This window comes from Pseudomonas sp. NPDC089407 (assembly GCF_044900445.1).
Classification (GTDB): Bacteria; Pseudomonadota; Gammaproteobacteria; order Pseudomonadales; family Pseudomonadaceae; genus Aquipseudomonas.
The window spans coordinates 119261-145291 of the sequence record NZ_JBJDNB010000013.1 but is presented as its reverse complement, the minus strand read 5'-3'; the positions used below and the strand labels follow the sequence as shown (position 1 = coordinate 145291).

General features: G+C 55.3%; 22 protein-coding genes. 10 read left to right on the top strand and 12 right to left on the bottom strand.

Features of this window, described 5'->3' with window-relative positions; genetic code table 11:
* Window positions 1-50 precede the first annotated feature (50 nt).
* Both ACI2KG_RS12745 and ACI2KG_RS12740 read left to right on the top strand, forming a co-directional pair.
* Window positions 51-725: a heavy metal response regulator transcription factor gene (locus ACI2KG_RS12745; RefSeq protein ID WP_003253457.1), complete on the top strand. Its 675-nt coding sequence runs from the start codon at window positions 51-53 to the stop codon at window positions 723-725.
* On the top strand, window positions 722-2140 hold the full coding sequence (locus ACI2KG_RS12740) for a heavy metal sensor histidine kinase (protein WP_010951441.1): 1419 nt from the start codon (window positions 722-724) through the stop codon (window positions 2138-2140). The genes ACI2KG_RS12745 and ACI2KG_RS12740 overlap by 4 nt, the downstream gene beginning before the upstream one ends.
* A 57-nt stretch (window positions 2141-2197) precedes the next feature.
* On the opposite strand, the gene ACI2KG_RS12735 is transcribed toward ACI2KG_RS12740, so the two are convergent.
* The gene (locus ACI2KG_RS12735) at window positions 2198-2785 is read right to left on the bottom strand and encodes a hypothetical protein (RefSeq protein ID WP_010951442.1); all 588 of its coding nucleotides are present in this window, start codon (window positions 2783-2785) and stop codon (window positions 2198-2200) included.
* Between the two features lie 266 nt (window positions 2786-3051).
* On the opposite strand from ACI2KG_RS12735, the gene ACI2KG_RS12730 reads away from it, so the two are divergent.
* Window positions 3052-3273, top strand: a complete 222-nt coding sequence (locus ACI2KG_RS12730) for a hypothetical protein (protein ID WP_010951443.1) — start codon at window positions 3052-3054, stop codon at window positions 3271-3273.
* An 82-nt stretch (window positions 3274-3355) separates the two neighbouring features.
* Here ACI2KG_RS12730 and ACI2KG_RS12725 read toward each other — a convergent pair whose 3' ends face one another.
* Genes ACI2KG_RS12725 through ACI2KG_RS12715 form a run of 3 tightly spaced genes read right to left on the bottom strand, consistent with a single transcriptional unit; the run spans window position 3356 to window position 6172 of the window.
* Entirely contained in the window at window positions 3356-4810 is a 1455-nt protein-coding gene (locus tag ACI2KG_RS12725; protein WP_010951444.1) for a phospholipid carrier-dependent glycosyltransferase, read from the bottom strand.
* Window positions 4804-5787, bottom strand: coding sequence for a glycosyltransferase family 2 protein (locus tag ACI2KG_RS12720; RefSeq protein WP_010951445.1), 984 nt, complete (start codon window positions 5785-5787; stop codon window positions 4804-4806). Before ACI2KG_RS12720 ends, ACI2KG_RS12725 begins: the two co-directional genes overlap by 7 nt.
* Window positions 5753-6172 (bottom strand): GtrA family protein, encoded by a 420-nt coding sequence (locus tag ACI2KG_RS12715; protein ID WP_010951446.1) that lies wholly within the window; start codon window positions 6170-6172, stop codon window positions 5753-5755. Before ACI2KG_RS12715 ends, ACI2KG_RS12720 begins: the two co-directional genes overlap by 35 nt.
* A gap of 257 nt (window positions 6173-6429) precedes the next feature.
* Between ACI2KG_RS12715 and ACI2KG_RS12710 the strand changes: the two genes are divergently transcribed.
* The 4 genes from ACI2KG_RS12710 to ACI2KG_RS12695 all read left to right on the top strand — a co-directional run bounded on the left by ACI2KG_RS12710 (window position 6430) and on the right by ACI2KG_RS12695 (window position 10592).
* Entirely contained in the window at window positions 6430-7398 is a 969-nt protein-coding gene (locus tag ACI2KG_RS12710; protein ID WP_010951447.1) for a LysR family transcriptional regulator, read from the top strand.
* Between the two features lie 210 nt (window positions 7399-7608).
* On the top strand, window positions 7609-8916 hold the full coding sequence (locus ACI2KG_RS12705; RefSeq protein WP_009395904.1) for an OprO/OprP family phosphate-selective porin: 1308 nt from the start codon (window positions 7609-7611) through the stop codon (window positions 8914-8916).
* A gap of 298 nt (window positions 8917-9214) precedes the next feature.
* On the top strand, window positions 9215-10240 hold the full coding sequence (locus tag ACI2KG_RS12700) for a hypothetical protein (protein WP_010951450.1): 1026 nt from the start codon (window positions 9215-9217) through the stop codon (window positions 10238-10240).
* A gap of 127 nt (window positions 10241-10367) precedes the next feature.
* The gene (locus ACI2KG_RS12695) at window positions 10368-10592 is read left to right on the top strand and encodes a hypothetical protein (protein ID WP_010951451.1); all 225 of its coding nucleotides are present in this window, start codon (window positions 10368-10370) and stop codon (window positions 10590-10592) included.
* A 92-nt stretch (window positions 10593-10684) separates the two neighbouring features.
* Here the strand turns inward: ACI2KG_RS12695 and ACI2KG_RS12690 are convergent, their stop codons facing one another.
* The 5 genes from ACI2KG_RS12690 to ACI2KG_RS12670 all read right to left on the bottom strand — a co-directional run bounded on the left by ACI2KG_RS12690 (window position 10685) and on the right by ACI2KG_RS12670 (window position 19147).
* A complete protein-coding gene (locus ACI2KG_RS12690; RefSeq protein ID WP_404662143.1) occupies window positions 10685-12682 on the bottom strand; it encodes a heavy metal translocating P-type ATPase in 1998 nt (665 codons plus the stop codon).
* A 202-nt stretch (window positions 12683-12884) separates the two neighbouring features.
* Window positions 12885-13208, bottom strand: coding sequence for a DUF2790 domain-containing protein (locus ACI2KG_RS12685; protein ID WP_003253432.1), 324 nt, complete (start codon window positions 13206-13208; stop codon window positions 12885-12887).
* 162 nt (window positions 13209-13370) lie between these two features.
* Window positions 13371-16532, bottom strand: a complete 3162-nt coding sequence (locus ACI2KG_RS12680) for a CusA/CzcA family heavy metal efflux RND transporter (protein ID WP_010951454.1) — start codon at window positions 16530-16532, stop codon at window positions 13371-13373.
* A gap of 24 nt (window positions 16533-16556) precedes the next feature.
* Window positions 16557-17807, bottom strand: coding sequence for an efflux RND transporter periplasmic adaptor subunit (locus tag ACI2KG_RS12675; protein WP_010951455.1), 1251 nt, complete (start codon window positions 17805-17807; stop codon window positions 16557-16559).
* Between the two features lie 68 nt (window positions 17808-17875).
* Window positions 17876-19147 carry a TolC family protein gene (locus ACI2KG_RS12670; RefSeq protein ID WP_010951456.1) on the bottom strand — a complete coding sequence of 424 codons (1272 nt, stop codon included), beginning with the start codon at window positions 19145-19147 and terminating at the stop codon, window positions 17876-17878.
* Between the two features lie 404 nt (window positions 19148-19551).
* On the opposite strand from ACI2KG_RS12670, the gene ACI2KG_RS12665 reads away from it, so the two are divergent.
* From ACI2KG_RS12665 to ACI2KG_RS12655, 3 genes are all read left to right on the top strand, one after another.
* Window positions 19552-20895: an OprD family porin gene (locus ACI2KG_RS12665; RefSeq protein ID WP_003253422.1), complete on the top strand. Its 1344-nt coding sequence runs from the start codon at window positions 19552-19554 to the stop codon at window positions 20893-20895.
* 489 nt (window positions 20896-21384) lie between these two features.
* Window positions 21385-22059 (top strand): heavy metal response regulator transcription factor, encoded by a 675-nt coding sequence (locus tag ACI2KG_RS12660; RefSeq protein WP_003253420.1) that lies wholly within the window; start codon window positions 21385-21387, stop codon window positions 22057-22059.
* Window positions 22060-22176: 117 nt separating this feature from the next.
* Window positions 22177-22500 (top strand): hypothetical protein, encoded by a 324-nt coding sequence (locus ACI2KG_RS12655; RefSeq protein ID WP_010951457.1) that lies wholly within the window; start codon window positions 22177-22179, stop codon window positions 22498-22500.
* A 101-nt stretch (window positions 22501-22601) separates the two neighbouring features.
* Here the strand turns inward: ACI2KG_RS12655 and ACI2KG_RS12650 are convergent, their stop codons facing one another.
* From ACI2KG_RS12650 to ACI2KG_RS12640, 3 genes are all read right to left on the bottom strand, one after another.
* Window positions 22602-23129 (bottom strand): hypothetical protein, encoded by a 528-nt coding sequence (locus ACI2KG_RS12650; RefSeq protein ID WP_012269855.1) that lies wholly within the window; start codon window positions 23127-23129, stop codon window positions 22602-22604.
* Window positions 23130-23318: 189 nt separating this feature from the next.
* Window positions 23319-24746, bottom strand: a complete 1428-nt coding sequence (locus ACI2KG_RS12645) for a hypothetical protein (protein WP_196997244.1) — start codon at window positions 24744-24746, stop codon at window positions 23319-23321.
* Between the two features lie 51 nt (window positions 24747-24797).
* Window positions 24798-25199: a hypothetical protein gene (locus ACI2KG_RS12640; RefSeq protein WP_153428583.1), complete on the bottom strand. Its 402-nt coding sequence runs from the start codon at window positions 25197-25199 to the stop codon at window positions 24798-24800.
* Window positions 25200-26031 lie beyond the last annotated feature (832 nt).

Here is a 26031-nt window from a genome sequence, read left to right as displayed (position 1 = left end):
ATAATCTTGGCGGATTAGGCCAACTCCTTCCTCACACCTTGAGATAAGTTATGCGCGTTCTAGTTGTGGAAGACGAAATTAAAACTGCCGAATATCTTCAGCAGGGCCTATCCGAAAGCGGGTATGTCGTAGATATCGTGCACAACGGTGTAGATGCTCTGCACTTGTTCAACACTAATGTCTATTCGTTGGTCCTCCTGGACGTGAACCTCCCGGGTATCGACGGCTGGGACCTGCTGGAAACCATCCGTAAGACCAGCCGGGTCCGCATCATCATGCTGACCGCCCGCGGACGCATCAATGACAAGCTCAAGGGCTTGGACGGCGGCGCGGATGACTACCTTGTGAAGCCATTCGAATTCCCTGAGCTGCTTGCTCGCATCCGTTCGCTGCAACGCCGTGGTGATGAGTTAGTCGAGAAGAGCTCGCTGAAAATTGCCGATCTGGAACTCGACTCCGTCCGCCATCGCGTCTTCCGCGGTGGCACACGCATCGATCTCACCACCAAGGAATTTGCGCTTCTGCACCTGCTCATGAGCCGAACGGGCGAAGCGCTGACTCGCTCTCAGATCATCTCGTTGGTCTGGGATATGAATTTCGATTGCGACACCAATGTCATCGATGTAGCCATCCGGCGCTTGCGCTCGAAGATCGATGACCCGTTTGAAACCAAGCTCATTCACACGCTTCGTGGCGTTGGGTACGTTTTTGAGGAACGCGCATGAGGCCATTCAGCCTGGCTGCAAAGCTGGGGTTAAAAGTTGGGTTGATGAGCGCAGCGTTGCTGCTTCTGTTCGCCACCTTTGGCTATCTGATGGTAGGCAAGGCTCTGGAAAGAAATGCCAGAGCAGACCTGGAAGTAAAGATGGCGGGGATGGCTCACAACCTGTCCACCATCCCGGACATCTCCGGCGTCAACGCGGATGCGCATCAGCTTGTCGATTTGGTCATGGGCCACAACAACCTGTATGTGAGCATATTCGATACCTCACAGAATCAGACTCCCCTGCTCTCGATTGGCTCGAAACAGGTCAATCTGGAGGTGCACAAGTTTCAGCCGGCGGCCCAGCCCAAAGAGCACGAATGGCGTGATACGCAGGACCGTCCTCTGCTGAGTGCTTCTCGAATCATGCGTTTGGGCGATGGAACAGAGGTCAGCGTCTATATGACCATGGACCAGTCATCCAGTGAGGCGCTGCTCGATGCGTTGCTGACCTGGGCCTTGATGATGTCCCCCGTCATCCTCGCACTGATCTTGGCCATTGGCTGGTGGACTGTGCGCAGAGGCCTGCTACCACTGACCAAGTTCCTCAAGATCGCCTCGAAAATCTCAACCGAGAGCCTCGACCATCGCCTTCCAACTGATGGGATGCCGGCAGAACTCAAAATGCTCGCCGACGGCATCAACATCATGCTGGCTCGCCTGGATGATGGGGTTCAGCAGCTCTCGCAGTTTTCTGACGACCTTGCTCACGAACTTCGAGCACCGCTTTCCAACCTGATGGGCAAGGCCCAGGTTGCCTTGACCAGAGAACGATCGCTTTCCGAGTACCGGGAGGTTCTGGAGTCGTGCACAGAAGAGCTGGACCGCATGAGCCGCATGGTTTCCGACATGCTGTTCTTGGCCCAGGTCAGTCATCCAGCATCAATGGTGGAGTTCGAATCCGTCTCCTTGGTCGACGAGGTTCAGCGAGTGTGCGATCTCTTCAGCATTTCAGCAGAAGAAGGCGAGATTCAGCTGCAGATCTCCGGCAGTGATGACGTGGTGCGCGGGAATCGCCTGATGGTTCAACGTGCCGTCTCGAATCTGGTCTCGAACGCGATCCGTTACTGCCCTCGCGGCCGCACGGTCTACGTTAAGGTGCAGCATAGTGCGAGCGGTACGACGTTGAGTGTCGGCAACCCCGGCCGTGGTATTGCCAAGGAACACCACGCGCACTTGTTTGAGCGGTTCTACCGTGTGGACAAGAGCCGAGCACGGAGCGAAGGCGGTACCGGTCTTGGCTTGGCCATTGTGCAGTCGATCATGAGTCTGCACCAGGGATCGGCGAGCGTGGAGGTGACCGAAGAAAACTTCACCTGGTTCCACCTTCACTTTCCGGAAGCCCAGCAAATGCAGCCGGCAATGACCGCCGCTTAAATTGCGCAGACACGATTAGGCCCGTCAATCGACGGGCCTTTTGTTTGCCTCAATGCATCAGTGCCGAAGGACCACAGGGTCCATGGGCGACCGCAGAATCACCGACTTAATAATCTTCTGTTCGTCAGGATTGGCGTTTTTCCACAGGTGTGAGAAGTACTGAGCATTCACTTTCTCTTGAGCACTTACGCTGCCGGCGGCATCGATCAGGCGCATGGTCGAGTAGACACAGATCAGCGCCAGAATGAAGAACGCCGTGGCGACCACCATCACATAACGCTTGGCCAGCACCGGTGCCCGCTTGAGCTCCTGGATAGAGGCGTCCGCCGCCTTTGTCGCTGCTGTAAGCTCCGAGATCAGTGGCTGGATGGCGGTGTCGACTCCGCGGCATGCAGCTGAATACGCTGATGCAGCGGCGCGCAAGGCAACCTCCTCCGCGTTCGACCAAGCCTTCTCCGCCTTTCGCACCTCCTCCTGAATCTGCCGGCCGACAGCGTCCACCTGCTCCACCAGTTCGTTCGACCTCTCCAGAACAGCGCTGGAGGTGCGCGTCTGCGAGGTCAGCTCATCGAGCTGGACAGTGAGTTTTTCAGTGCAGCGGCGAAAGTCACCGATAGCAACTGCCCAGGGCTCTATGTCATTCATGGCTATCTCCTAGGGCGGCCAACAACGCCGCGCTGAATTAACGCGCTAGATATCAAAATTGTAATTTAAGAGAAAATTCGAAGTCGCCCTCGACAGTGCCGAGATAGACATGATCCTTCCAGATTTGAAGATTTAACGCATCCTATCTGCAGCCAAAATTACGGAATTGTAATTATTGACTCACCTTGTCGTTAGCTTCGCGTTCCTAAACTACAAACCAACAAAGGCCGCTAATCAGGTTGGCCTAGTATGAACCGAGGTTCACAATGAAATTTGTCAAATCTATCGCTATTGGCAGCCTGCTGCTGGGTCTCATGGGTACCGCTTACGCTGAAGGCGGCTTCGAGCGAACGAAACAGTTCAACGAGAACTTCCGAACCGAACAGGCTCGCCTATGGAGCGATGACTCTTCGGACCAGAACAAACAACAAGTCGCTCAAGAGCAAAAGAAAGAAAGCAAGGATGGTAAGGAACAAGCCGACAATTAATCGGCGGTTAAATAGGACTTCAAATGACGAAAGAAATCGACAAAAAAGCCAGGGTAAAACCTGGCTTTTTTGTGCTTGGAATTTAGCCTTCGTTCTTGCGAGGCGTTTCCGCATTGCTTTCTCCGGCCAGACCCTCGGCACCTTGTGCGGGGCGTTTCCAATGGCACAGCAGGAGCTGGCTGGCGTTCGCTTCGGTGATCGATGTGCAAGCTAGATCAGCGGGCAGACCATCCTTGCTGTCTCGCAAGCGCCTGGACAGATAGAACGAGCCATCCCGCGGCCACTTGGCAGGATCCTTGATGTTCTCGGACTTCCCGCTGCTGTAAAACTCCGACGAGTATGAGCGGCGGCCAGGATAGATCAGGGGAGCGGAATGAGCAGACTGCACATTGAGCCAGGCTTGAACCACATCCCGCTGATTCTGAGGGCGCTCCTCTAGTACCCCGGCGTAGATGATGCCCGCACCGATGATTGGCAACACCAATGCGCTCGCAGCGGCAGCCCAGGTGGTCTTCGGGCCAACTTCGCTGACCCGTGCAGACAGCAGCAATGCCCACGCTGGCAGCGCGGGTAGCAGGTAGGTCCACAGAATGTTGCCTGCAAATGTGAAGAAGACCGGTGTCGCCAAGGCCCACAGCCAGAGGTAGGCTTTGAAGCGCTGCATCGATCCACGCTTGCGGATCAACAGTGGTAGAAACAAGGCCCATGGCAGTAGCGACAATCCGAGCTGGATCCAGATGCTGCCGTACGGCTTGGCATGAGCACTACCATAGAGGTCCCCTGCCCAGTTACTGACGACGTAGCGGCTCCAGTGCTCACCAACGAAGAAGTACTCCATGAAGCCGGGCGTTTTCATCTCGGCCGCGACATACCATGGCACGGATATACCGAACATGAGTACAAGGCCGCTAATCCAGGGAAGCCTCAGTACCCGTCCCCATTCCTTGTAGATAACGAACCAGGCGAATGCCGGCGCCCCCATAAGCACCAGGGTCAGCGGCCCTTTGGCAAGCAAGCCCAGCCCGAGACCTGCGAACATCAGGTAGGCATCCGCCTTGCTGGCGCACTTCATCCAACGCCAGAAACCGTAGCTGGCCAGCAGAATCGAGAACGACAAAACAGGGTCAGTCAGCACAACACCGCTGGAGACCAGGCCAAGTGTGGTGCTGGAAAAAATAATGGCAGCCCAGATGCCGGCGTTACGAGAAATCTGCTGCGTGCCGAGTTTGATGATGATGAAACAGCTTGCCAGGTGGAGTAGCCACGCTGGGAAGCGCGCAGCGAACTCGTTAACGCCGAAGACCGTCATGCTCGCGGCCTGGGTCCAGAAGGACAACGGAGGCTTGCCCCAGAACGGTACCCCGTAGTCGAACATGGGCGTGATCCAGTCATTCAACTCGACCATCTTGCGAGCCATTTCAGCGTAACGGGCCTCAGATGTGTCCATCAGCGGGTAGATGCCCAGCCCCACCAAACGCAATAGCAAAATCGAACCCAGGACCCACCACAGCGTCCTCTCGTTCTTCAGGTTCAGCATTTCTTACCCTCGATCGAAGCCATCGAAGGGTGGAGTGACACGGGATCTGCCTTGTTGCTGTGCTTCAGGAAATAGAGAGGCCGGCGCTTCACTTCCGCGAGTGTCACGCCCAGGTACTCCCCCACCATGGCGACACCGACGCACATGAATGAAGCCATTCCGACGATCAGGTGATGGATGTCGAAACTGCCTGCCACAAGCGACGCAAGCATGTAGCAGATGCTGGAGACGAAAAGACCGAAACTGATGAGGCTGAAAATGCGCAGTGGTTTGCGAGAGAAGCTGACGATGCTCTCGATGGCCAGATTGAACAGGCCAGCTGCATTCCATTTGGTGCTCCCGGCATGGCGAACAGTGCGATTGTAGGGCAGTTCGATGGTACGAAAGCCTACCCAGCCGATCATGCCTTTGAGAATCCTGGAGCGTTCATCCAGGGCCCGCAGGGCTGCCAGCGGCGCAGGCCCAATCAATCGGAAATCGCTGACATCGGCCGGCATGTCCACCTTCTCCACCAGGCGCTGCATGACCCAGTAGTAAGCCCGGGCACTCATGCGCTTGAACCACGAATCACCGATTCTCAGGTTGCGCTGCATGTTCACCACGTCGTAGCCGCGTTGCCAGTAGTCCACCATGGCCGCGATGAGCTCTGGTGGATCCTGCAGGTCGACATCAATGAAGATCAGCGCACTGCCACGGGCATGGTCTATCCCGGCGCTCAGTGCAGCCTCTTTGCCGAAGTTGCGACTCAGGGACAGGCAACGTACAGATGACCCATCCTGATAGTGGCGAAGAATGTCGGCCGTCCGGTCATTACTGCCGTCGTCGACATAGAGGATTTCGCAGGAGACGGGTAAGCGCTTCACCACGCGGGTGATTCGCTGGTGGAACTCGGGGATGGTTTCCTCTTCCTGGAAGCAAGGGACCACGATGGTTAACAAGGGATCAGGGCGCTCGGGAAAGCGATGTAATGTCTGCATGATTGAATGTCCAAAAACGATGTGCAATGAATCCAAGTGCAGTGAGGCTTAAGGTCACTACGACTTGGGAGATGAGCGGTGACAGATTCGACTTGATGAGGAACCACATACCCACGCCATTGCCGAAGTTTGTGGTTAACGCGACCAGTGCAAACCTGACAGGCTGAAACTTACGAGAGCCATCTGCCACAAAACAGAGCGCCCTATTTCCAATGAAGCTCGCGATTGCGCCAACCATGCCGCCACAGATACTGGCCAGTAACGGAGTAACGAATTCTGTCGTAACCAGCAATAGGAACACCGCATAATGGACTCCCGTTGCTATGAAGCCGATCCCCAGATAACGAATCAGTAAGGTAGTAAGAGGTGGGGTTTGATTTTCCATGCCCAAAGCCTATGGAGGCAAAGGTGAAAAAATAGTGAACTAAATGTAAATGCGTAATTAGCCGAATCTATATATGGTAAGTAACAAGTCGGCGCACTAGGCTAGCACGCTACAATATCAGAGGGATTGCCTGAAAATTACGCTTTCGAAATAAAAGCCTTCCGATAACGCATGCATGACCCGTGGATTACAATGTTGACAAGATAAGGAAACACCGGGTGGCATTGAGATAGATTCCCCGAATTAAGGGGGACCTAATGGTTACACAAAATGAAACATATACAAGCACCGTTGTTCCTTACAGCCCTGACATATTGGATGATTTGCCAATTGATGATCAGCTGGCCGTAGAGTTTTTCGCAACAGCACGTTGTGCCAGTTTCAAACAGGCTGCCCGAGGGCTCAATGTGCCAGTGGTAGGCCTGCGGAAACGCTTGGAGAAACTGGAAGAGCACATTGGTGCTCCCGTGTTTGTCTACAAACACAACAAGCTTGCCCTGACCCGCACAGGCGAGAGGGTCAGCCATTACCTGTGCCAGCTCTTCGGCCCAGACGGCCTTGGCAAGTCCGGTGAAAAGGAAGTCCCCAGGCTTACCATCGCGATCACAGAGCCAGTGCTGAACGACATCGTAAACCGCGATCTAGTCGCCTACGTGCGTGATCATGCCGAAATGCAGCTGGAAATCCATTCAGAATGCACAACGCAGATGCTTTCTGAGTGTGAAGTCGATGTGGGTATCGCTTTGGTGAGCCCAGATGATAAAGGCGCGCTTGATCGCCATCCTACGTATAGGTTTGAACGGCTTGGCCGGATTGGGCACGCCCTGTTCATTTCCAGCCGCTATTCAAGAAGCGTCACCCTTCCAGTGGAGAGCTTGGATTTGCACAACTTCATGCTCGTTGTCCCTTGGGATGAAGAGATCTTGGCGGGCTCACGAAAGTGGGCATCGATAATGGCTGAGCATCAGGGCGGTACCACTCGGGTCAAGAGCTACAACCTATCACGAGGCCTTGTCGTTGGCGGTGCGTGTATTGGAGTGCTGCCCGACTACAGCCGAAAACTGGAGAGAAATATCCTACCCGTGCCGGGTTTCCTGGACGACCTGGAGGAGAAAGATGTCTATCTTGTTATCAAAACGAAGCTTGTCCGCAATCCGCAGGTTTTGGAAATTCGAAGATTGATCAAGAAGAGCTTCTTTGATAAGAAGGACTGGCTTGTTCGGTAACAGTTTTGTTAGGTTTGAAACTCCTCCGTTAACACTACAGAAACACAACTGTCATATTCGCTTGCAACCTAGTCAGAGTGCTTAGAACAAAGGCATCTTGTTACAGCAGGTGACAACCGTGGCCTGCTCCCATCTGCAAGATAAATTTAGGCCGGCGCAGGGCGAAATATAACGTCGGTAGCTAAGCACTTAACATACGAGAGGCAAGCAATGATCCGTTCTTCGAACATGCGGGAAAAGCTGTTGGCTGCCGCAATAATAGGCACATTTTCCTCGCAAGCATTCTCCGGAACAGTAACCACTGACGGAGCTGACATCGTTCTGAAGACCAAGGGCGGTCTTGAAGTATCGACTTCTGACAAGGAATTCAGTTTCAAACTGGGCGGCCGAGTTCAGGCCGACTACGGCCGTTTCGATGGTGTCTTCACCAAGAATGGCGATACCGCTGACGCAGGCTACTTCCGTCGCGCCTACCTTGAGCTCGGTGGCGTGCTGTACCGCGACTGGAAGTATCAGCTCAACTACGACCTTTCCCGCAACACGGGCAACGACTCCGACGGCTACTTCGACGAAGCCAGCCTGACCTACACGGGTTTCAAGCCGGTGCAACTGCGCTTTGGCCGTTTCTACACCGACTTCGGTCTTGAGAAAGCCACCAGTTCGAAGTGGACCACCGCCATGGAGCGGAACCTCTCGTACGACCTGGCGGACTGGATCAACGACAACGCCGGCATGGGTGTTCAAGCCACCAGCACCATCGCTGACATGGCTTATGTTTCCGGTAGCGTTTTCAGCGAAACCAATAACAACTCGGATGGCGACAGCACCAAGCGCTACAACGTACGTGGCGTGTTCGCACCGCTGCACAGTGATGGCAACGTCCTGCACGTCGGTGCTCAGTACGCTTACCGCGACCTCAAAAACAGTGCGGTCGATACCCGGATTCGTTCGCGTCTGGGCGTCCGCGGTGTAGATACCAATGGCGGCGGCGATGCCGGCACCAACGGCAACCGCATGCTGTTTGGCGGTGCTGCTGCACAAGATGGCCTGTGGAAGGACGACTCGGTCTGGGGTCTCGAAGGTGCCTGGGCCACCGGCCCGTTCTCGGTTCAAGCGGAATACCTTCGCCGCAAGCTGAAAGCTGACCAGGCCAACAACGACATGAAGGCCTCCGGTTACTACGCCCAGATGGCTTACACCCTGACCGGCGAGCCGCGTATCTACAAGCTCGATGGTGCCAAGTTCGACACTATCAAACCAGAGAACAAGGAACTGGGGGCCTGGGAAGTCTTCTACCGCTTTGACGATATCAAGGTCGAAGACGGCAACCTGGTCACCGCGGCGGACCAATCGAACGAGCGCAAGGCCAAGAGCCACACGGTGGGTGTGAACTGGTACGTCAACGAGGCGGTGAAAGTCAGTGCCAACTACATCAACGTGCGCACCGACAACAACGAGAACACCGTGGGCGACGACAGCGGCAATGCCATCGTGACCCGCCTGCAATACGTCTTCTGATCCCTCTCATCAGTCTGACGTGAGAAAGCCGGAAGCGCTCAACGTGCTTCCGGCTTTCCTGTTTCTGGAGGTGATCAAGCATGGAGCGCCCTCCTCCTACCTGCTTTCGCTTACCGATGACCGCTCTTGCCAAAGCTCGGCGAATCTGATGTGATTGCCGCGTCGGGCTTTGCATGGTGGCCGTGCAAGCAAATCAAACCTGACTCCTATTCATGATTGAACCTGATTCGACGTCCAGCTTCGCGTCTAACGGCCCTACAAGCGCAGCTACCCCAACGTCGCTCATTAGGGGATAGTCATGCCTGCAAAAAAGCTGCTTCAACCTCTCGCTGCTCAGCTGCACGCCTCGTTCTCGGCTTCTGGCCGCCCGTACTCTCATCTGCACCTCCACCAGCTGTTCCACGCGGCCATCGGCTCCGTTGCACCGCAAGTTGCCATCCAAGACAAGCTGCCAATTCAGGTCTGTCGTGACAACGAGACACGGCAGTACAACCTCTACGCGGCGGTCGAGCGGGCGAAAACGTGCTTAGGATTGACCGATCTTCAAGCAGTCGGTGTGGCTGAAGAAGTCATTGAGGTGCTACGAACTGCGGGAATCGGCGTGAACCAGGTTCGCCTGCTCCTTGACCCCTCCTTCAGCTCGAAGACTCGCAAAAAGGCCTTCAAGGCTCTCTGCAAGAACCTGGATCTGAACGAGCTAGGCGATCGCTTCGTCCCCAAGACTGCCACGTTGGCCATCGCTGCTGGTATTGCGCCGCCTCCCAAAATGTCGTGGAAGGATCGCTTCGCCCTGGCTGCAAATTCCCCCATGCGGGGGCCAAGCGAGCTCATCAGCATGGTCAACCGGGATGAGTGTTATCTGTGGGTATTCCCACCGACTGACCATCATGCGACGGCTCCAGCGACGCATGACCGTTTCTTTGGTGAAAAGACCCACCCGAGCGCAGAAATGGGCATGGGGTTCAGCATCATCGATTCCGGCTGGACCCGCCCCAAGTACCCGCTATCCAGGCAGTCACAAGAGACCTTCATCCAGTATTCGCTTTCTGCGCCGATGTGGTCCTGGCGCGCACAAAGTGACACCTGGCGCCTGGGAAACATCCTGCGTTCAAGAATCCTTGACGGGGCTCCTTGGCATAACGAGCCTCTGAGTGACGTGCTTCCGAGCGGCCTTAAATCCCTGCCCCGGATCTATGGGTGCGAAACCTGCCGAACGCTGTTCATTGAGAATCACAGCGACTACCCGGATGTACCCACTCAGTGCCAATGCGGTGAGGCGAGCAGCACGGGTGACCAAAACGAGTCATCTGCTCTCAATAGCTGATTTTCCTTACGGTGGCGGGCTGAGCCCCCCGTTAGGGATTGGCTATGGGAGCGGGATTCGCTCACCCCAAACCTGAAGGCGCCGCCACCTAACCGAGCGATATGAGCTGAATGCTCGCGGAGTAGATATGCAAAAGAGTAAAAACAAACAGGACACCCTGGCGGCGATCAATGCGCTTGTCGAGATTGCGTATGATCAGGGATTTGCGGACGGACACGGAGTCGGCAATCAAGTCGGTTTCGTAGCCGGTGTCATGAGCCTCAAAGCTGCATTGGCCTGCGGCTTACGGCATGGCTCACCTGAGTGCGGAAAGGCCCTTGAAAGCCTCAAGCGCATCGGGATCGACGAGTGAGAGAAAAGTACGGGTCGTGCGCTGATCGCGCACGACCCGTACTTCTACTTCAGGTCATTTCCCTGCTTAGCTTCATGATTGAAGCTCAGGGATCAGGTGCTTCTGCGGTAGGCCAACAGGCGCAAGGCGTTGAAGACGACCAACAGTGTGGAGCCCTCATGGATCGCAACAGCGGCACCAATGCTCAAGCCCATGATGGTGGACGGAACCAGGATGGCCACAATCCCCAAGCTGACGAACAGATTCTGGTGGATGATCGATCGCGTGTGACGGCTCAGCCCCACCGCAAATGGGAGTTGCCTGATGTCGTCAGCCATAAGCGCGATATCAGCCGTTTCCAGGGCAACATCAGATCCAGCAGCCCCCATTGCGATACCAACGCTCGAACTGGCCATGGCAGGGGCATCATTGACGCCGTCACCCACCATGGCCACCTTGGCGCTAAGGCGCAGGTTTTTGATGGCCTTGACCTTGTCTTCCGGCATCAGGTCTCCCCACGCTTCATCTAAGCCAACTTGTTTGGCTACAGCCTCTGCAACGCGGTTGTGGTCTCCAGAAATCATGACCATGCGTTCGATGCCCATCTCTCTAAGCTTCTGGAGTGCCTCTTTGGCCCCCTCCCGGGGTGTGTCCAATAGCCCGATAGCGCCCAGATCCTTGTCAGCACGCCGTACCACCATGGTGGTACGGCCTGACTGACGTAGACGCTCCGCAGCCTCCAGGGCTGCCTTGCTGAGTGCGGGAATACCATTGGTACCGAACATCTCGACCTTGCCAATCCAGACGAACTGCCCATCAAGCTCAGCACGCACGCCGCGGCCAATCATGTTGCTCATGTTCTTGGCTTGGAATCGGCGCCGTGTGCCAATCATCTCTTCACCGTCACGCACAATTGCCGCAGCCAGCGGATGGTCGCTCATCGACTCCACAGCGATGGCGACGTTTAGCAGATCCTCGATCTGCGTGCCGCCTATGGGTATTACATCGGTGATACGTGGGCGCCCTTCGGTCAGGGTACCGGTCTTGTCGAATGCCATGGCATTCAATGATCCAAGCTCTTCAAGTGGCGCACCGCCCTTGATCAGCACGCCACCTCGGGCTGCCCTGGCGATGCCAGAGAGAATGGCGCTTGGTGTAGCGATCGCGAGCGCGCAGGGGCTGGCTGCAACCAGTACGGCCATCGCCCGGTAGAACGAGTCACGGAACGGCTCGTCAAGGAAAATGCCGGCAAATAGCAGCCCGACTACCAGCAGTAAAACCAACGGGACGAATATGCGTTGGAAGCGGTCCGTGAATCGCTGGGTCGGTGACTTCCTGACTTCGGCTTCACTGACCATCTTGATGACCCGCGCCAAGGTACTCTCCGTAGAGCGCCGGGTTACCTCAACCTCGATGAGCGTTTCGCCATTGATGGTACCGGCGAAGACTTTCGAGGCTGCATCCACTGCATCTGGCTTGCTGCGTGCGAGTTCGGCATCAGGAACAGGTTGCTTGTCCAAGGGGACGCTCTCACCGGTTACTGGCGCCTGGTTGATACTTGAGGAGCCTACGACTACAAAACCATCGGCCGGCAGGCGGTCATTGGGGCGCACGATGACAACGTCACCGGGAACCAGCAGCTCCACGGGCATCTCCACCGTGCCATTTGCTCTGCGTACGATCGCGGTGGCTGGTGCGAGCTTGGACAGTGCCTCAATCGCTTTCTTGGCCCGCCCCATCGCGTAGCTTTCAAGGGAATGCCCCAGACTGAACAGGAACAGCAGCAGAGCCCCCTCCGCCCAGGCGCCGATGCTCGCGGCACCGACTGCGGCGAGAAGCATCAGCGAGTCGATCTCGAAGCGTTTCTGACGGATGTTGGTAACCGCTTCCTTAGTGGTGAACCATCCACCGAACACGTAGGCCGACACGTACAGAATCAGAGGCAGACGATCAATCAGGCCAAGTTTTCCTGCGAGAGCTCCGGCACCCAGGAGAGCACCACAGATCAGCGCGAAAATCAGCTCTGTGTTCATTCCAAAAATGCCGCCATGCTCATGGCTATGACCTTCATGCCCGGCTTGGTCATCAGGGCGTTCAAGCAAACTCTTCATAACTCGTCCCTTCTGGGGTCAAGGCTTCCAATTGCCCTCTGCAGTTGGGGAGCCGTCTCTGTTGGTTGGCTAAGATCTATTGCACGGTTTGCCCGAGCCCAGGCGTTAACATTTCGAAGCTATGGGGTATCGGGCGTAATAAAAAATGCCAGGCACTGCCTGGCATTTATGAATTCTCTAATTGTTCTGTTCAAATCGTTTACTACTTGTTGTTGATGCATTGCGAATACATCGAGTAACGAACAGTCTTGAGCGTGCCCTGGGAGTCCTCGAAGGTCATCAACCGTGGATAGACCTGGCAGGTACGGGGGTCCTGCGACTGACGTACGAATTTCGCAACGTCTATCTTCATGCCATATTTGTAATCCTGAATCTCTGGCATTGGCTTGCCATTTTTCTCCGCGTACTTGGCCACTGCGGTCTGGTGTTCCTTGGTGTATTGAAGCTGCTTGCTCTCGGAGAAAGTGTTGGCCTGCGAAGCCACCGAGAAAACAACAAGTGCAGCAGCGATAATTAGCTTTTTCATAAAACCCTCTCAATTTCAAAACTTCTCGGGCGTAACCTTAGCAATGCATAGGCATCACCGGCATGACGAGAAACTTACAATTTTGAAAGGTAAGTGCATCTACTTCACTTTAAACAAAAAAGCCCACAACACGTGTTGTGGGCTTCTCTTTAGCGGAGGCTGTTAGCTAACCACTTCGGCCTCGTCGCCGTCTTCATCCTTGCGGTGTGCCCAGTGATACAGGGCAGGCAGTACCAGCAAGGTCAGTGCGGTGGAGGACAGGATCCCGCCAATCACCACCGTCGCCAATGGCCGCTGAACTTCGGCACCGGTGCCGGTGGCCAAAGCCATCGGGATGAAGCCCAGGGACGCTACCAAGGCTGTCATCAGAACAGGTCGCAGACGGGTCAATGCACCTTCATCGACTGCCTGTCTGAGCGTTCGTCCCTCCTCCCTTAGCCCGCGGATGAAGGCAATCATCACCAGGCCGTTCAGTACTGCAACGCCGGACAGTGCAATGAAGCCGACACCTGCCGAGATCGACAGTGGGATGTCCCGCAGCCACAACGCCACAACACCACCGGTGAGTGCGAATGGAATACCGGTGAAGACCAGCATGCCGTCCTTCAGGTTGTTGAACATCAGGAACAACAAGGTCATGACCAGCAGCAAGGCGACTGGAACAACGATCTGCAGGCGTTTGGCAGCCGACTGCAGCTGCTCGAACTGGCCCCCCCAAGTCGTCCAGTAGCCCGCAGGGATTTGCACCTTCTTGTCCAGCGATGCGGTCGCCTCCTCAACGAAGGACCCCAGATCGCGGCCTCGAACGTTGGCGCTGACGATAACCAGACGTTTGCCGTTCTCGCGGCTGATTTGGTTCGGGCCCAGTTGCAGGTCCAGATTGGCGACCTGGGACAGCGGGATGAAGCCGATCTGATTGGCACCCTGTGCCGCATTGGCAGGTACCGGGATCAGCAAGCTGGACATACCCGCTACGTCGGTGCGAACGGTCTCTGGTAGGCGTACTACCATGTCGAACCGACGGTCGCCCTCATACAGCGTGCCGGCCTGACGGCCACCCACGGCGATAGCGATCGAGTTCTGAACATCCGCGATGTTCAGGCCGTAGCGTGCTGCTTTTTCGCGGTCAATGTTGATGGTCAGCACCGGCAGGCCGGATGTCTGCTCAACTTTCACTTCCGATGAGCCCGGGACCGCTTTGAGCGCTGCCGCGATCTTGTTGGCGGTGTTGTTGAGCACGTCCATGTCATCGCCGAAGACTTTCACAGCGACGTCACTACGCACGCCCGAAATCAGCTCGTTGAAACGCAGTTGGATTGGCTGCGACAACTCGTAGTTGCTTCCTGGAACACCCGCTGCGGCCTTCTGCACTTCAGCAATCAGCTCATCACGAGGCTTCTTCGGGTTAGGCCACTGATCCTGAGGCTTGAGCATGATGTAGGCGTCAGAGGCGTTCGGCGGCATCGGGTCAGATGCAATTTCTGCGGTACCCGAGCGTGCGAACATCCGCTCAACTTCAGGCACCTGCGCAATCACCGCTTTCTCCAGACGCTGCTGCATCTCGACAGATTGAGTGAGGCTCGTTCCAGGCACACGCATGGCCTGCATCGCAAAGTCACCCTCACTGAGGCTTGGGATGAACTCGCTACCCATACGACTTGCCAGCAAACCACTGAGCACGACCAAGGCTACTGCGGCCGAGAAAGCGATGTTCCGATGTCCCAGCACCCATTGCAGAACCGGTTCATAGCGCAGTCGAGCTGTGCGCATGACCACGCCTTCCTCTTCCTTCACCTTGCCAGTGACGAACATGGCAATAGCTGCAGGAACAAAGGTAACGGACAGGACCATTGCACCCAGCAGCGCCATCACAACGGTGAAGGCCATCGGGTGGAACATTTTGCCTTCGACGCCGGTGAGGGCGAAGATCGGCAGGTACACCACCATGATGATCAGCTGACCGAAGATCAGCGGCCGGCGAGCTTCTCGCGCCGCGGCAAAGACCTCGTGGAAGCGTTCGGTTTTGGTGAGCATGCGGCCATGCTTATGTTGCGCATGAGCCAGTCGACGGATCGCGTTTTCTACAATAACCACGGCACCGTCGACGATGATGCCGAAGTCGAGTGCCCCCAAACTCATTAAGTTGGCACTGACCTTGTTGTTGAACATGCCTGTGAAGGTGAACAGCATGGACAGCGGAATCACCATCGCGGTGATCAGAGCCGCACGGATGTTGCCGAGGAACAGGAACAGAATGGCGATAACCAGGATCGCGCCTTCCACCAGGTTCTTCTTCACCGTCGCGATGGCTTTTTCAACCAGGTTGGTACGGTCGTAAACAGTCACAGCCACCACGCCCTTTGGCAGGGTGCGGTTGATGTCCGCCAATTTGGCGGCGACAGCTTGAGATACGGTGCGGCTGTTTTCACCAATCAGCATGAACACGGTACCGAGCACGACTTCGCGGCCGTTCTCAGTAGCAGCACCTGTACGGAGCTCTTTACCGATGCTGACGTCAGCAACGCTGCTGATGCGAATCGGTGCACCATCCACACTGGTGATCACGATGTTGGCGATGTCTTCGATATTGCCTACCTGACCCGGTGCACGGATGAGCAACTGTTCACCATTACGCTCGATGTAGCCGGCACCGACGTTGGCGTTGTTACTTTCCAACGCTGCGACCAGGTCATTGAGTGTCAGCTTGTAGGTAGCCAGGCGCTTTGGATCCGGCGCAACCAGGAACTGCTTGGCATAACCGCCGATGGTATTGATCTCGGCCACACCCGGGACGTTACGCAGCTGAGGCTTGATGATCCAGTCCTGGATCACGCGCAGGTCGGTCGGGGTGTACGGCGTACCGTCCTCTTTGACCGCGCCATCTTCGGCTTCAACAGTCCACAGGAAGATCTCGCCGAGGCCGGTAGATACCGGACCCATGACGGCCTCTACACCTTCTGGCAGCTGTTCCTTCGCAACCTGCAGCCGCTCGTTGATCAACTGGCGGGCAAAGAAGATGTCAGTGCCATCCTTGAAGATCACGGTGACCTGAGACAGGCCAGAGCGAGACAGGGAACGGGTCTGCTGAAGGCCCGGGAGACCGGCCATGGCCGTTTCAACTGGAAACGTGATCCGTTGTTCGGTTTCCAAGGGCGAGTAACCAGGCGCTGCAGTGTTGATCTGCACCTGGACGTTGGTGATATCGGGTACCGCATCGATGGGCAGCTTTTGATAGCTGTAGATACCGATACCCGCCATGATCAGAACGGCGATCATTACTACGATGCGCTGCTCGATGGCGAATCTGATGATACGTTCAAACATGAGAAATCATCCTGTCAGTTCGCATCAGTGACCGTGTTCGGCAGAAGCTTTGCCGAGCTCGGACTTGAGTGTGAAGCTGCCACTGGTTGCTACCTGGGCGCCGGCTTCAATACCGTCGATGATTTCCACGTACCCATTGTCGCGGCGACCCAGTTTTACCGGGCGGGTGTCAAAGCCATCTGGGGTGCGTACGAATACCGAAGGTTTGTCTTCAACGGTCTGCACAGCGTGCTCAGGGACCGCTACGGCAACTCGATCGGTCTGGGAGGTGACCGCAATGTTTACGAACAGGCCTGGACGCCAGGCGCCGTTGGGGTTGGTCAAGGTGACGCGGACAGTAGCTGCACGGTTTTGCTCGCCCAGCAGGCTGCCGACATAACCCACCTTCCCTTCGACCTCGACGTTCATGTCAGGCGAAGAGACTTTCACTGCACGGCCAGTCGTGACCTTGCCCAGATCTGTCGGCGGAACTGCGAAGGTCGCCCAGACCTGATTCAGGTCGGAAAGGATGAAGGCGTTGGTCGCCTCGCTGACGACTTCGCCGACGGTCAGGTGTTTCTCCACTACCACGGCGTCGAAGGGAGCGCGGAGCTCGTAACGATTACCGCCAACGGAGTTAACCGAGGCACCGATTGCGCCGACCTTCTGCTTGGCGTTGGCCAAGGAGATCTCCGCTTCTTGCAGCGCTTGGCGTGCTTGGAGGTAGTCTTGCTCTGCAGAGATCTTGTCCTGCCACAGTTGCTTCTCACGTTCGAAGGTCACACGCGCCAGTTCGACGCGACGCTGTGCGGCCTGTTGTTCGCTGCGCAGGTCAGAGATCTGCTGGCTGGCGATTACCGCGAGGACTTGCCCTTTCTTGACCGTCTCGCCCAGGTTGGCCTGGACAGCCTCAACAACGCCAGGAACACGAGGAACCACGTGGGCAGTACGATCTTCGTCGAAGCGAATTTCGCCAGGGAAGCTCACGACGGTACCGAGGTCACGAGGCGCTGCAGCTTCCAGGGCAACACCAGCGGCCTTGATCTGTTCAGCGCTGAGCGTCAGCTTGCCCTCTTCTTCACCGCCCTCTTCGCTGTGGCCTTCTTCACCATGGCCCTCATCACCTTCCTCTTTGGCGGCAGATGCGGCTTTCTTTTCGTCGCCATGGCCATCGTTAGCGCCATGCTCGGCAGTACTGGCGGCCTGCTGTCCGGAACTGTTGTTCCAGGCAAGGCTGCCAAATCCGAGGGCTGCCACAGCGGCTACCGCGAGGGCGATCTTGCGTTTGTTATCCATTGCTACTCCTGCTGATCGTAGGCACCGGCTTGTTCAAGGCTGTGTGCCGAAGAAAATGTTTGGCCCGTTCAGCGAGTGCCGGCGGTTGAGCCGACTTCGCCATAAACCCTTTCCACCTGCGCACGCGCATTGGTCGCCGCTGCCAACGATTCGAGGTATTGGCCACGAGCGACGATCAAGGTGCGCTGGGCATCCAGCACTTCGATGAAACCGAATTTGCCCATCTCGAAGCCGCGGGTTGCGGTCTCTACGGCTTGTTGGGCTGAAGGCAGAATGGTCTTGTCGTAGGACTCGACCTCCTGCATGGCGGTGGACCATTGGTTCAACGCGGTTTGGGTTTCGGTGCGCAGGCGCAGCTCAACAGCATTGCGCTGGTCCCGGGCCTGATCTGCACGACGAGAAGCGGAAAGAATGTTGCCCTGGTTACGATCGAACAGCGGCAAAGGCATAGACAGGCCCACAGTGTTGACCCGCTCGCGCACAGAGCGGTCGTACTGGCTACCTACACTGACAGTAAGGTTCGGGATACGCTGAGCTTTCTCTGAGCCGAGCGAGGCATCGCTCTTGTCTATCTGCACCACGGCCTGACGCATTTCTGCTGTTTGGTCGAGCTTAGCCAGCAGATCTTCAGTGCGAGGTGGCAAGCCCGGGGAGAGGGTTGGCGATTCGAGTCGATCAAACACGGTGACTGAGCTCCCGGTAATTTGAGCGAGCTGTTGGTAAGCGGTCGCTTTTTCCGTTTCTGCACGTCGAACTTGCAGCTGGGCTTCGGCCAGTTGCACTTGAGCGCGGGTCGCCTCCACTGGGGACGACTTACCTGCGCGAACACGGCCATCGACGATGCGAAGACCGCGCTCAGTCAGTTCGAGAGATTGCTTGGCCAGGTCGAGACCTGTCTGGGCCCGCAACGCGGCGTAAAAGGCTTGGACGACATCTGCACGCAGGCCGTTAACGCGACGGTCTAACTCAAGCTGTGCGGCGGTCTGCCCGTATGTGGCGACGTCAACACGAGCCCCCCGCTTACCGCCCAGCTCAAGGGTCTGGCTGAGAGAGACAGTCGTCTGGCTGGTGTTACGACGGGTGTCTTCCACGTCATACGAGATTGTGGGGTTGGGGATAAGCCCGGCCTGCTTGCGAGCACCATCAGCGATCCCAATTTCTTGCCTGGCCGCGGCCAGGTCTGGGTTGGCATCCATGGCCGTCGAAAGCGCCTGGGGCAAGCTGATGCTTTGGGCAAGGGCTGCAGGCGCCATCAACCCAGAGATGACTGCACAGAGTGCAGCGATCTTCCAGGGCGAGACGGGGGTCTTGGGTAAGACATTGCGGTTATACCGGGGCACTTTGATGGTCCTCGTGCACAAACTTCGATAAAGCTTGGCGAGAACGCCGAAACAGCTGCCAAGCCCCACTTGATTAGGTGATGGCACTCTAATGAGCGGTAGCTATCAGAGGGGTGGCTAGAAAATTACAATTTCGTAAGAAAGCTTTGTAATGCCCGTAAATACTGGGAAACCCAACCCGACACGATGATTTCGATACAAGCAACAGAGATGGCAAACACGCGGTGCGAAGGTGCCGAATAACAGGTAGATGACGAAATTGTAATTGTCCTATCACCCTCCCGTTATCTTCGGCCTGCAAATATGAGCTCGCGCTACGCTAGGCGCGCCGCCGGGTCAGAACAACTAACGACACCCGCGCCGGTAAACATAATAAAAACTGCCGTGAATCAAAGGAGCATCGGATGAAAATCAAAGTACCACTGTATTTGGCGGCAGTTTCTGCGCTGTCTGGAAGCTATGCTATTTCGGCACAAGCTGAAGACAAGCCAGAAGGCTTCATTGAAGGCAGCAGCCTTACAGTGTTGAACCGTAACTTCTACTTCAACCGTGATAACCGCGACAGCACCGCCCCCACTTACAACAGTGGCAAGGGCAATACGAACGGCTACTCCGAAGCCTGGGCGCACGCGATCATCAGCAAATTCAACTCCGGGTTTACCCAAGGTACCGTTGGCTTTGGCGTTGATGCCTTTGCCATGATCGGCCTCAAGCTCGACACCGGTGATGGGCGCAACGGCGGCCGTAGCTCCTTCGACGTGCTGCCCGTTGATAACAAGGGTGAAGCTCGCGACGAATACACCAAGGTCGGCGGCGCAGCCAAAGTCCGCTTGTTCGATACCATCGTGAAAGTGGGTGATGTCTTCCCATCGACCCCGGTCGTCGCATCGGGTGACTCTCGCCTGCTGCCAGAGAGTTTCCGCGGTGTGACCGTTGAGAACACCAGCATCCAGGGCCTTACCCTCCAGGGTGGTCGTCTGCATGCGATGAGCCAGCCGGTCTCAAGCAACCTGAACGACAACTTCGTGACGTTCTACGGCGGCCCGGTCAACTCGCCATGGATCGGTTACGGTGGCGGTGACTACTCGATCAACGACAACTGGACTGTGAGCGTCTACGCCAGCCAGCTGAAAGACGTCTGGAATCAGTACTACGCCGGCACAAGCGTGGTTTACCCGCTGAGCGACGATCTGGCGCTGATCGGTGGCTTCAACTACTACAAAGCCGTAGATGAAGGTAAGAAGCGCCTGGGTGAATTCGACAACAACATCTGGAGTGCCAAGGTCGGTGTGCGTTACGGTGCCCACACCCTGGCCCTGTCGCATCAGCGCAACAACGGCGACGACGATTTCGACTACCTGCGTCAGTCGGACTCGATTTTCGTCGACAACTCCATCCAGTACAGCGACTTCAACTCGCCGAAAGAGCGTTCCTGGATGCTGCGCTATGACCTGAACTTCACCAGCTACGGCATTCCAGGCCTGACGTTCATGACGCGCTACGCCAGAGGCTCGGGTGCGGATTACTCGAACGCTAACCAGTTCTACATGCGCACCGACGACAACGGCAACCCGCTCGACAATCAGAAGCGTTGGGAGCGTGACGTCGAAGTCAAATACGTTGTCCAAACCGGTCCGGCAAAAGATCTGTCCTTCCGGTTGCGCCAGGCAACCACGCGTGCCACTGCTTTCGAATCGGATCTGGATGAAACTCGTGTAATCATCGAGTACCCGCTTTCGATTCTGTAATTCGCTAACTGGGCCAGTTATCCATTGGCGGGTCCTGTTAGTAAAACGAGCATTACGCATTCACCTTGAGTGGCTTAAGTGCTCCTTTGGTAAAAGGTGGATATTTGGCGCCCATTGGGCGCCTTTTTTTTGCCTAAAATTCAAGTAGGCGTTCGATTGTACGCATCGCATGCCGGTGAAGTTCATGACTACACCAATGACCAGTCTCTTCAATGTGAGCGACCTCGCCGTCATCTGAGCGGAACGAAGCCAGCACAAAGAAGAAAATAACCCAATACTTCATAAGGTCAAATCACCTGCTGGAGAGAGGGCCCGCAACTGTCAAACCCAAACCGCGACAAGATATACCGCCAGACTATCAACTGTATTACCTAGAAATTACAAATCCGTCATTTGAGCCCCGGCACGCTCATTTTGATTTACCATCCCTTTCAATAATGCCGGCGCGCGTGCGCGGTTAATTGCTCAGTGATATCGAGACAAAATCCCATGCGAATTCTGGTAATTGAGGATGAAGTAAAAACTGCGGAGTATGTGCGTCAAGGTCTGACGGAATGTGGCTATGTCGTAGATTGCGTCCACACCGGGTCAGATGGATTATTCTTGGCTAAGCAGCACGAATATGAGCTGATTATCCTGGATATAAATCTGCCAGAGATGGACGGTTGGCAGGTCCTTGAGTTGTTGCGTCGTAAAAACTGCCCTTCCCGTATCATGATGCTGACGGCGAGAAGCCGGCTGGCGGATAAGGTCCGGGGGCTGGAGAACGGAGCAGATGACTACCTGATCAAGCCATTTGAGTTCCCTGAGCTGCTGGCCCGGGTTCGCGCCTTGATGCGCAGGTCAGATCACCCTGCATCCGTAGAGGTCATTCGCGTCGCTGACCTGGAGCTTGATCAGAGCCGGCACAGGGCATTCAGGGACGGTCAGCGCATTGACCTGACCACGAAAGAATTCGCGTTACTGCATTACCTGATGCGTAATACCGGTGTGGTGCTGAGCCGCACCCAAATTATTTCGCAGGTTTGGGATATGAATTTTGACTGCGACACAAACGTTGTAGAGGTGTCGATTCGAAGACTCAGAGCCAAGATAGATGACCCTTTCGAGACCAAACTGATACATACGCTTCGGGGCGTAGGGTATGTGCTTGAAAAACGATAGTTGCCAAGCTCTCTAGTACCGAAAATCCGCTACATGCTCCCGTCGCTTGCGAACTTGAGGTTTCTGTTTACGATCCGCGGCGCTGATTCCTCACTCAACAAATGAGGTAGGCTGTACATGAGGTATAGCATTGATTATCAGCAGGTTTCGCAAGGACAATCCGATGCCAGCATTGATGCCTGTCCAGCTGACATTGTCTTCAACAGCGACCATGGCCTAGCTCTTATCCCGTGCGTTGGCGATGTTATCAACCTCCCCTCTACGGCGGTCAAAGAAGGGGTTTGCGGCATCGTTAGATCAAGGATTTTCAATTATCTCAGAGGTCCTGAAGAGCTGTACTGTCACGTCAATATTCTCGTTGAGGAGGCGGACATCAATTTCGAAAGTCTCATCTCGGAATACATGCGCAATCAGTCACGTGCTCGCTCGCCTTCTTCATAAAGTCGAAGGCGGGCCAGTCCATTAATGGTTGTGTATGGGTGAGGGTTCAGCAGAGCGAGCGCCTACTGAGCACCAGAGATGAATAGTCACAGCCTAGTGGTTTAACGCGGTACTGCTGGTGTACGCAGGGCCGGACTCATTGTTTTTTGAATGGCGCATTGCAGCACATAGAAATATAAAACCCCGGAAGCAAATACGATTGCGGACAGATAAGCAAACTCAGAGTCTAAAACCCCGGAAACCATATACAATTTAATCGTGATAGAACCCATAATAATTCCGGTACAGTACATGACGCCTGTGAACTGATTGCCCAAAAAACTCAGTATGCCGCTGAAGGCATTGTTCGCACTCAACAGCATTGCTTTCAGTATCGTCCAGCCGAGAACTGGCAGAAAAGCCTTGATCATGAAGGCGAATAACATCGACGATGCAAACAGTTTTATCGGGGTTTCTGCCCACGGCTTGATGGTGCCGTCTACTTCAACGCCGGTATACAAGATGATATTCAGAATAATCGCCATAAGGGTGCATATGCCGAGGCGTATCATTTCCCGCTTAAGCGGGGCCATCATTATCACTGCGTGAATCTTGTTTCCAAAGTATCGTTTTAGTCCTTGGATCGACATTTTTCTTCCTATGCTCTCGGGTATGACGCTGTTGTAGCGTTGTATGACGGTCATGCTTTTACCCGAAGAGAGGTGACGCTTCAACGGTCCTGAATTGCGCAGGGGATCTCATGTCCTTCCCCTGGCTGGGTAGCTTGCTGAGAAATTCTCATCTACCTGCGTGGCAACGATGCGGCCACCCCGCCGCCGTCAGAGCTCTGGAGGACTGGCTGCTGTCAGCAACTCATCGAGTGACGGAACCTTAGCGTTTGCACTGAGGACGAGTGTTCTGGATCGGAGTATGGATACATCAAAGAAAGATTCGCACTCGACTCTTCCGTTTACTTCTCTCCAGTGGGTGACTTCTGGTATCAACTCATTAGGCACCGGGTATAGTGCCATAGGGTTATGGAATACCTCCACTTCAGCAGACCACGGCTCGTAGCCATATTGCGGCCAGAGCTGACCGTAGTCGCTGGACGCTACATCCAACAGAAATGGGATACCTCGTGATGCTCCCGGAGAACGGTCGAAAAACTCACCAAACCGCAAGTATCGGTACCCGTCTAGATGAGCTCCACCTGAGATCGGCACTCGGCTGAGCTTTGGCACTGTGCAGGCATTGGTGAAAATGACCGCTGAAAGATGGGCATTTTCCATTAGCGTAAATAGGCCGTTGGGGCGCCCTGATAGCAGAGATGTCTCTTCCTCCACAGTTATCAGGTGCGTACCACGATGCGCAGATGAGTGAACTGCAAAGCCATAGAGATAGCTGATGAGCGACTCCCTGCTCCACAGCATTGAACTGGGCGCATGGAAATCGGCTAAGGCCAGAATGAGCGGCTTACCCTCCACGTGCGGTAGGGATTCGTAACGCTTGTCCAATTTGTTTTGGATGGTCCTCGCAAACCTTTCTGCAGCCGCTCCTAAGAAACGCTCATGTCGGTCAGCGGGTGGGGGGACCGGCGAGGCGCCAAAATGCTCATACCGCTCTTCCGGGTTGGCTGTCACTGCTTCAACCCAGGCCTCATCTCCCAGCCTATTCTCGATGTGAAAATCGGGTGATTCTTTAGGCTGGGTGACCAAGAGTCCCTGTTCACGAAAAATCGCTAATAGGTGGGCTTCCCAGAGGCGGGTGTGAAAATTCTCAGTCTGGCAATCGGGAACCCAATTTCTGTCTGGGGATGGCAGTGCGAGATACAGTTGATTCAGCGCCCACGCCCCAATACGGCGGCTTGGATCAAATAGTGATTTGAACACCACGCTTGGTGTGCGCTTACCCATTCTGCTTAGAGGAGCACGTCGTCGTTCACCTGAAGGGAGTGGAAGCGGATGGGCTTGGGTATAGAGAAAATGGCTGATTGAGGCGCGGGCTTCGGACTCGCCAGTGGTGCACTCACCATGGCTGAGGAGCACCCACACGCTATCGACACGACGCCGCAAGGTGACAATTCCGAAGCTGCCGGAATTGATATTTCGGGTTAGAGCGGCACAAGAAATTCCGTCCTCACTAAGCCATGCCCCTACTGGCGGGCTGTCCCCAAACCCCAACCCTCGTGGAAGCGACAAAGCGATTAGATCGAACATCGGCGCAGCAATTTCTTTCATTCGCTGATCTCGGCAGTCGTCAAAATGCATTCCATCAATGCCTCGGAGCGTGCCCGCCGGCGATGGCATCGGTGGAGGTACCTATTGAAGAAGGGGGCTTTGCTCCACCAGGACGTCTCGGTTGGTGAAGATGGTCTCAATGGTTGCAGCCTCGGCAGCCACATGAGTCTTTCGCGTGATCTCTTCAAGGGCCAGTTCGAGCCGGTAGTCTTGGAAATACTCGTACAGCTTTTCAGAGCTCTCGGATATCTCCTCCCCACCATTTTTTGCGAACAAGATGTGGATGATCGCTGCGAGTGGGAGGGAGATGTCGAGATCCTTCTCTTCTGCATCTGACTCCGAGTTCAAACCGTCGAAATACCTCTCCAGATGATTCTGGAGCTCCTCAAGCCAGAACTGAGATAGGTTGCTAGGTAGGGAGCTTTCAGGCCCGGTCAGAAGGACTTCATCTCTGAATAGAGCCAGCAGATTGGGGTTTGCCATGGAGGACCTCACGATTAGATTTGAGAGCAACTGGTCAGCATAGTCCACCTCAAGATGACCACCTCCTTGACGCCCATCCTGGTGCTCCTGAGCATCAGACGAGTGAATCGCCCCGAAACCTGTAGATACAAAATGACCGCTTCTCGCCGTTAGCTGCCTTTCTTGAAGGACAGCTTTGGGTCGATAGCGGCCTTCGTGGAGGTTGGTGTCTACGGGGTCGGTTTAGTCATTCTGAATCTCCGGTTTCACCTCCGTGAGGCCGGCCATCGTCATGCATCAGATCTTGATTGACACGCGTGCCGCTTTGGATAGCCTTGCAATTGAGGGCTGCAACTGCGCATTTGTCGGGCCTGGGTACCAGCATGAGCCCCCGCAATTTTGGCAGCAGAGGAAGCTGGTTCCTCTGAAGTAGTGACGGCGGGCATTGCCAGTCGGATTCTGAACCCAAGGTCGCCAGACTAGGAGCTAAAGGATCGCTGCGACTACTCCTCATCCCTTACCGAAAAGTCACGCGTCGGTCGTAAACGGCCCTTTCCAGGCCAATCAACTTTTGTGATTGGTGAGTAGGGATTTCTCGGCTTTTCTGTGAAAAGCACCCCTTCATTTCACAAAAAAAATGGCGAAGATTCCAATTTCACGGGGTCTGGCCTATCACCTATTTTGTGAACCTACATCACGGTTCCCACCTACTCCAGAAGCTAGTTTGAACGAACCCCAGTTTTACTGGGGTTCTTCTTTTTATCGGTCTGGAATGAAAAGAATTCTGGGTGGGTAAAAACCCCGGTTTTACAGGCTTGGTGCGAAATTAGATTGCTTCGATCGGGCCTGGCTA

Coding starts and splice junctions, on each gene's coding strand:
- ACI2KG_RS12745 (WP_003253457.1), top strand. CDS start 51: ATGCGCGTTCTAGTTGTGGAAGACGAAATTAAAACTGCCGAATATCTT.
- ACI2KG_RS12740 (WP_010951441.1), top strand. CDS start 722: ATGAGGCCATTCAGCCTGGCTGCAAAGCTGGGGTTAAAAGTTGGGTTG.
- ACI2KG_RS12735 (WP_010951442.1), bottom strand. CDS start 2,785: ATGAATGACATAGAGCCCTGGGCAGTTGCTATCGGTGACTTTCGCCGC.
- ACI2KG_RS12730 (WP_010951443.1), top strand. CDS start 3,052: ATGAAATTTGTCAAATCTATCGCTATTGGCAGCCTGCTGCTGGGTCTC.
- ACI2KG_RS12725 (WP_010951444.1), bottom strand. CDS start 4,810: ATGCTGAACCTGAAGAACGAGAGGACGCTGTGGTGGGTCCTGGGTTCG.
- ACI2KG_RS12720 (WP_010951445.1), bottom strand. CDS start 5,787: ATGCAGACATTACATCGCTTTCCCGAGCGCCCTGATCCCTTGTTAACC.
- ACI2KG_RS12715 (WP_010951446.1), bottom strand. CDS start 6,172: ATGGAAAATCAAACCCCACCTCTTACTACCTTACTGATTCGTTATCTG.
- ACI2KG_RS12710 (WP_010951447.1), top strand. CDS start 6,430: ATGGTTACACAAAATGAAACATATACAAGCACCGTTGTTCCTTACAGC.
- ACI2KG_RS12705 (WP_009395904.1), top strand. CDS start 7,609: ATGATCCGTTCTTCGAACATGCGGGAAAAGCTGTTGGCTGCCGCAATA.
- ACI2KG_RS12700 (WP_010951450.1), top strand. CDS start 9,215: ATGCCTGCAAAAAAGCTGCTTCAACCTCTCGCTGCTCAGCTGCACGCC.
- ACI2KG_RS12695 (WP_010951451.1), top strand. CDS start 10,368: ATGCAAAAGAGTAAAAACAAACAGGACACCCTGGCGGCGATCAATGCG.
- ACI2KG_RS12690 (WP_404662143.1), bottom strand. CDS start 12,682: ATGAAGAGTTTGCTTGAACGCCCTGATGACCAAGCCGGGCATGAAGGT.
- ACI2KG_RS12685 (WP_003253432.1), bottom strand. CDS start 13,208: ATGAAAAAGCTAATTATCGCTGCTGCACTTGTTGTTTTCTCGGTGGCT.
- ACI2KG_RS12680 (WP_010951454.1), bottom strand. CDS start 16,532: ATGTTTGAACGTATCATCAGATTCGCCATCGAGCAGCGCATCGTAGTA.
- ACI2KG_RS12675 (WP_010951455.1), bottom strand. CDS start 17,807: ATGGATAACAAACGCAAGATCGCCCTCGCGGTAGCCGCTGTGGCAGCC.
- ACI2KG_RS12665 (WP_003253422.1), top strand. CDS start 19,552: ATGAAAATCAAAGTACCACTGTATTTGGCGGCAGTTTCTGCGCTGTCT.
- ACI2KG_RS12660 (WP_003253420.1), top strand. CDS start 21,385: ATGCGAATTCTGGTAATTGAGGATGAAGTAAAAACTGCGGAGTATGTG.
- ACI2KG_RS12655 (WP_010951457.1), top strand. CDS start 22,177: ATGAGGTATAGCATTGATTATCAGCAGGTTTCGCAAGGACAATCCGAT.
- ACI2KG_RS12650 (WP_012269855.1), bottom strand. CDS start 23,129: ATGTCGATCCAAGGACTAAAACGATACTTTGGAAACAAGATTCACGCA.
- ACI2KG_RS12645 (WP_196997244.1), bottom strand. CDS start 24,746: ATGCATTTTGACGACTGCCGAGATCAGCGAATGAAAGAAATTGCTGCG.
- ACI2KG_RS12640 (WP_153428583.1), bottom strand. CDS start 25,199: ATGGCAAACCCCAATCTGCTGGCTCTATTCAGAGATGAAGTCCTTCTG.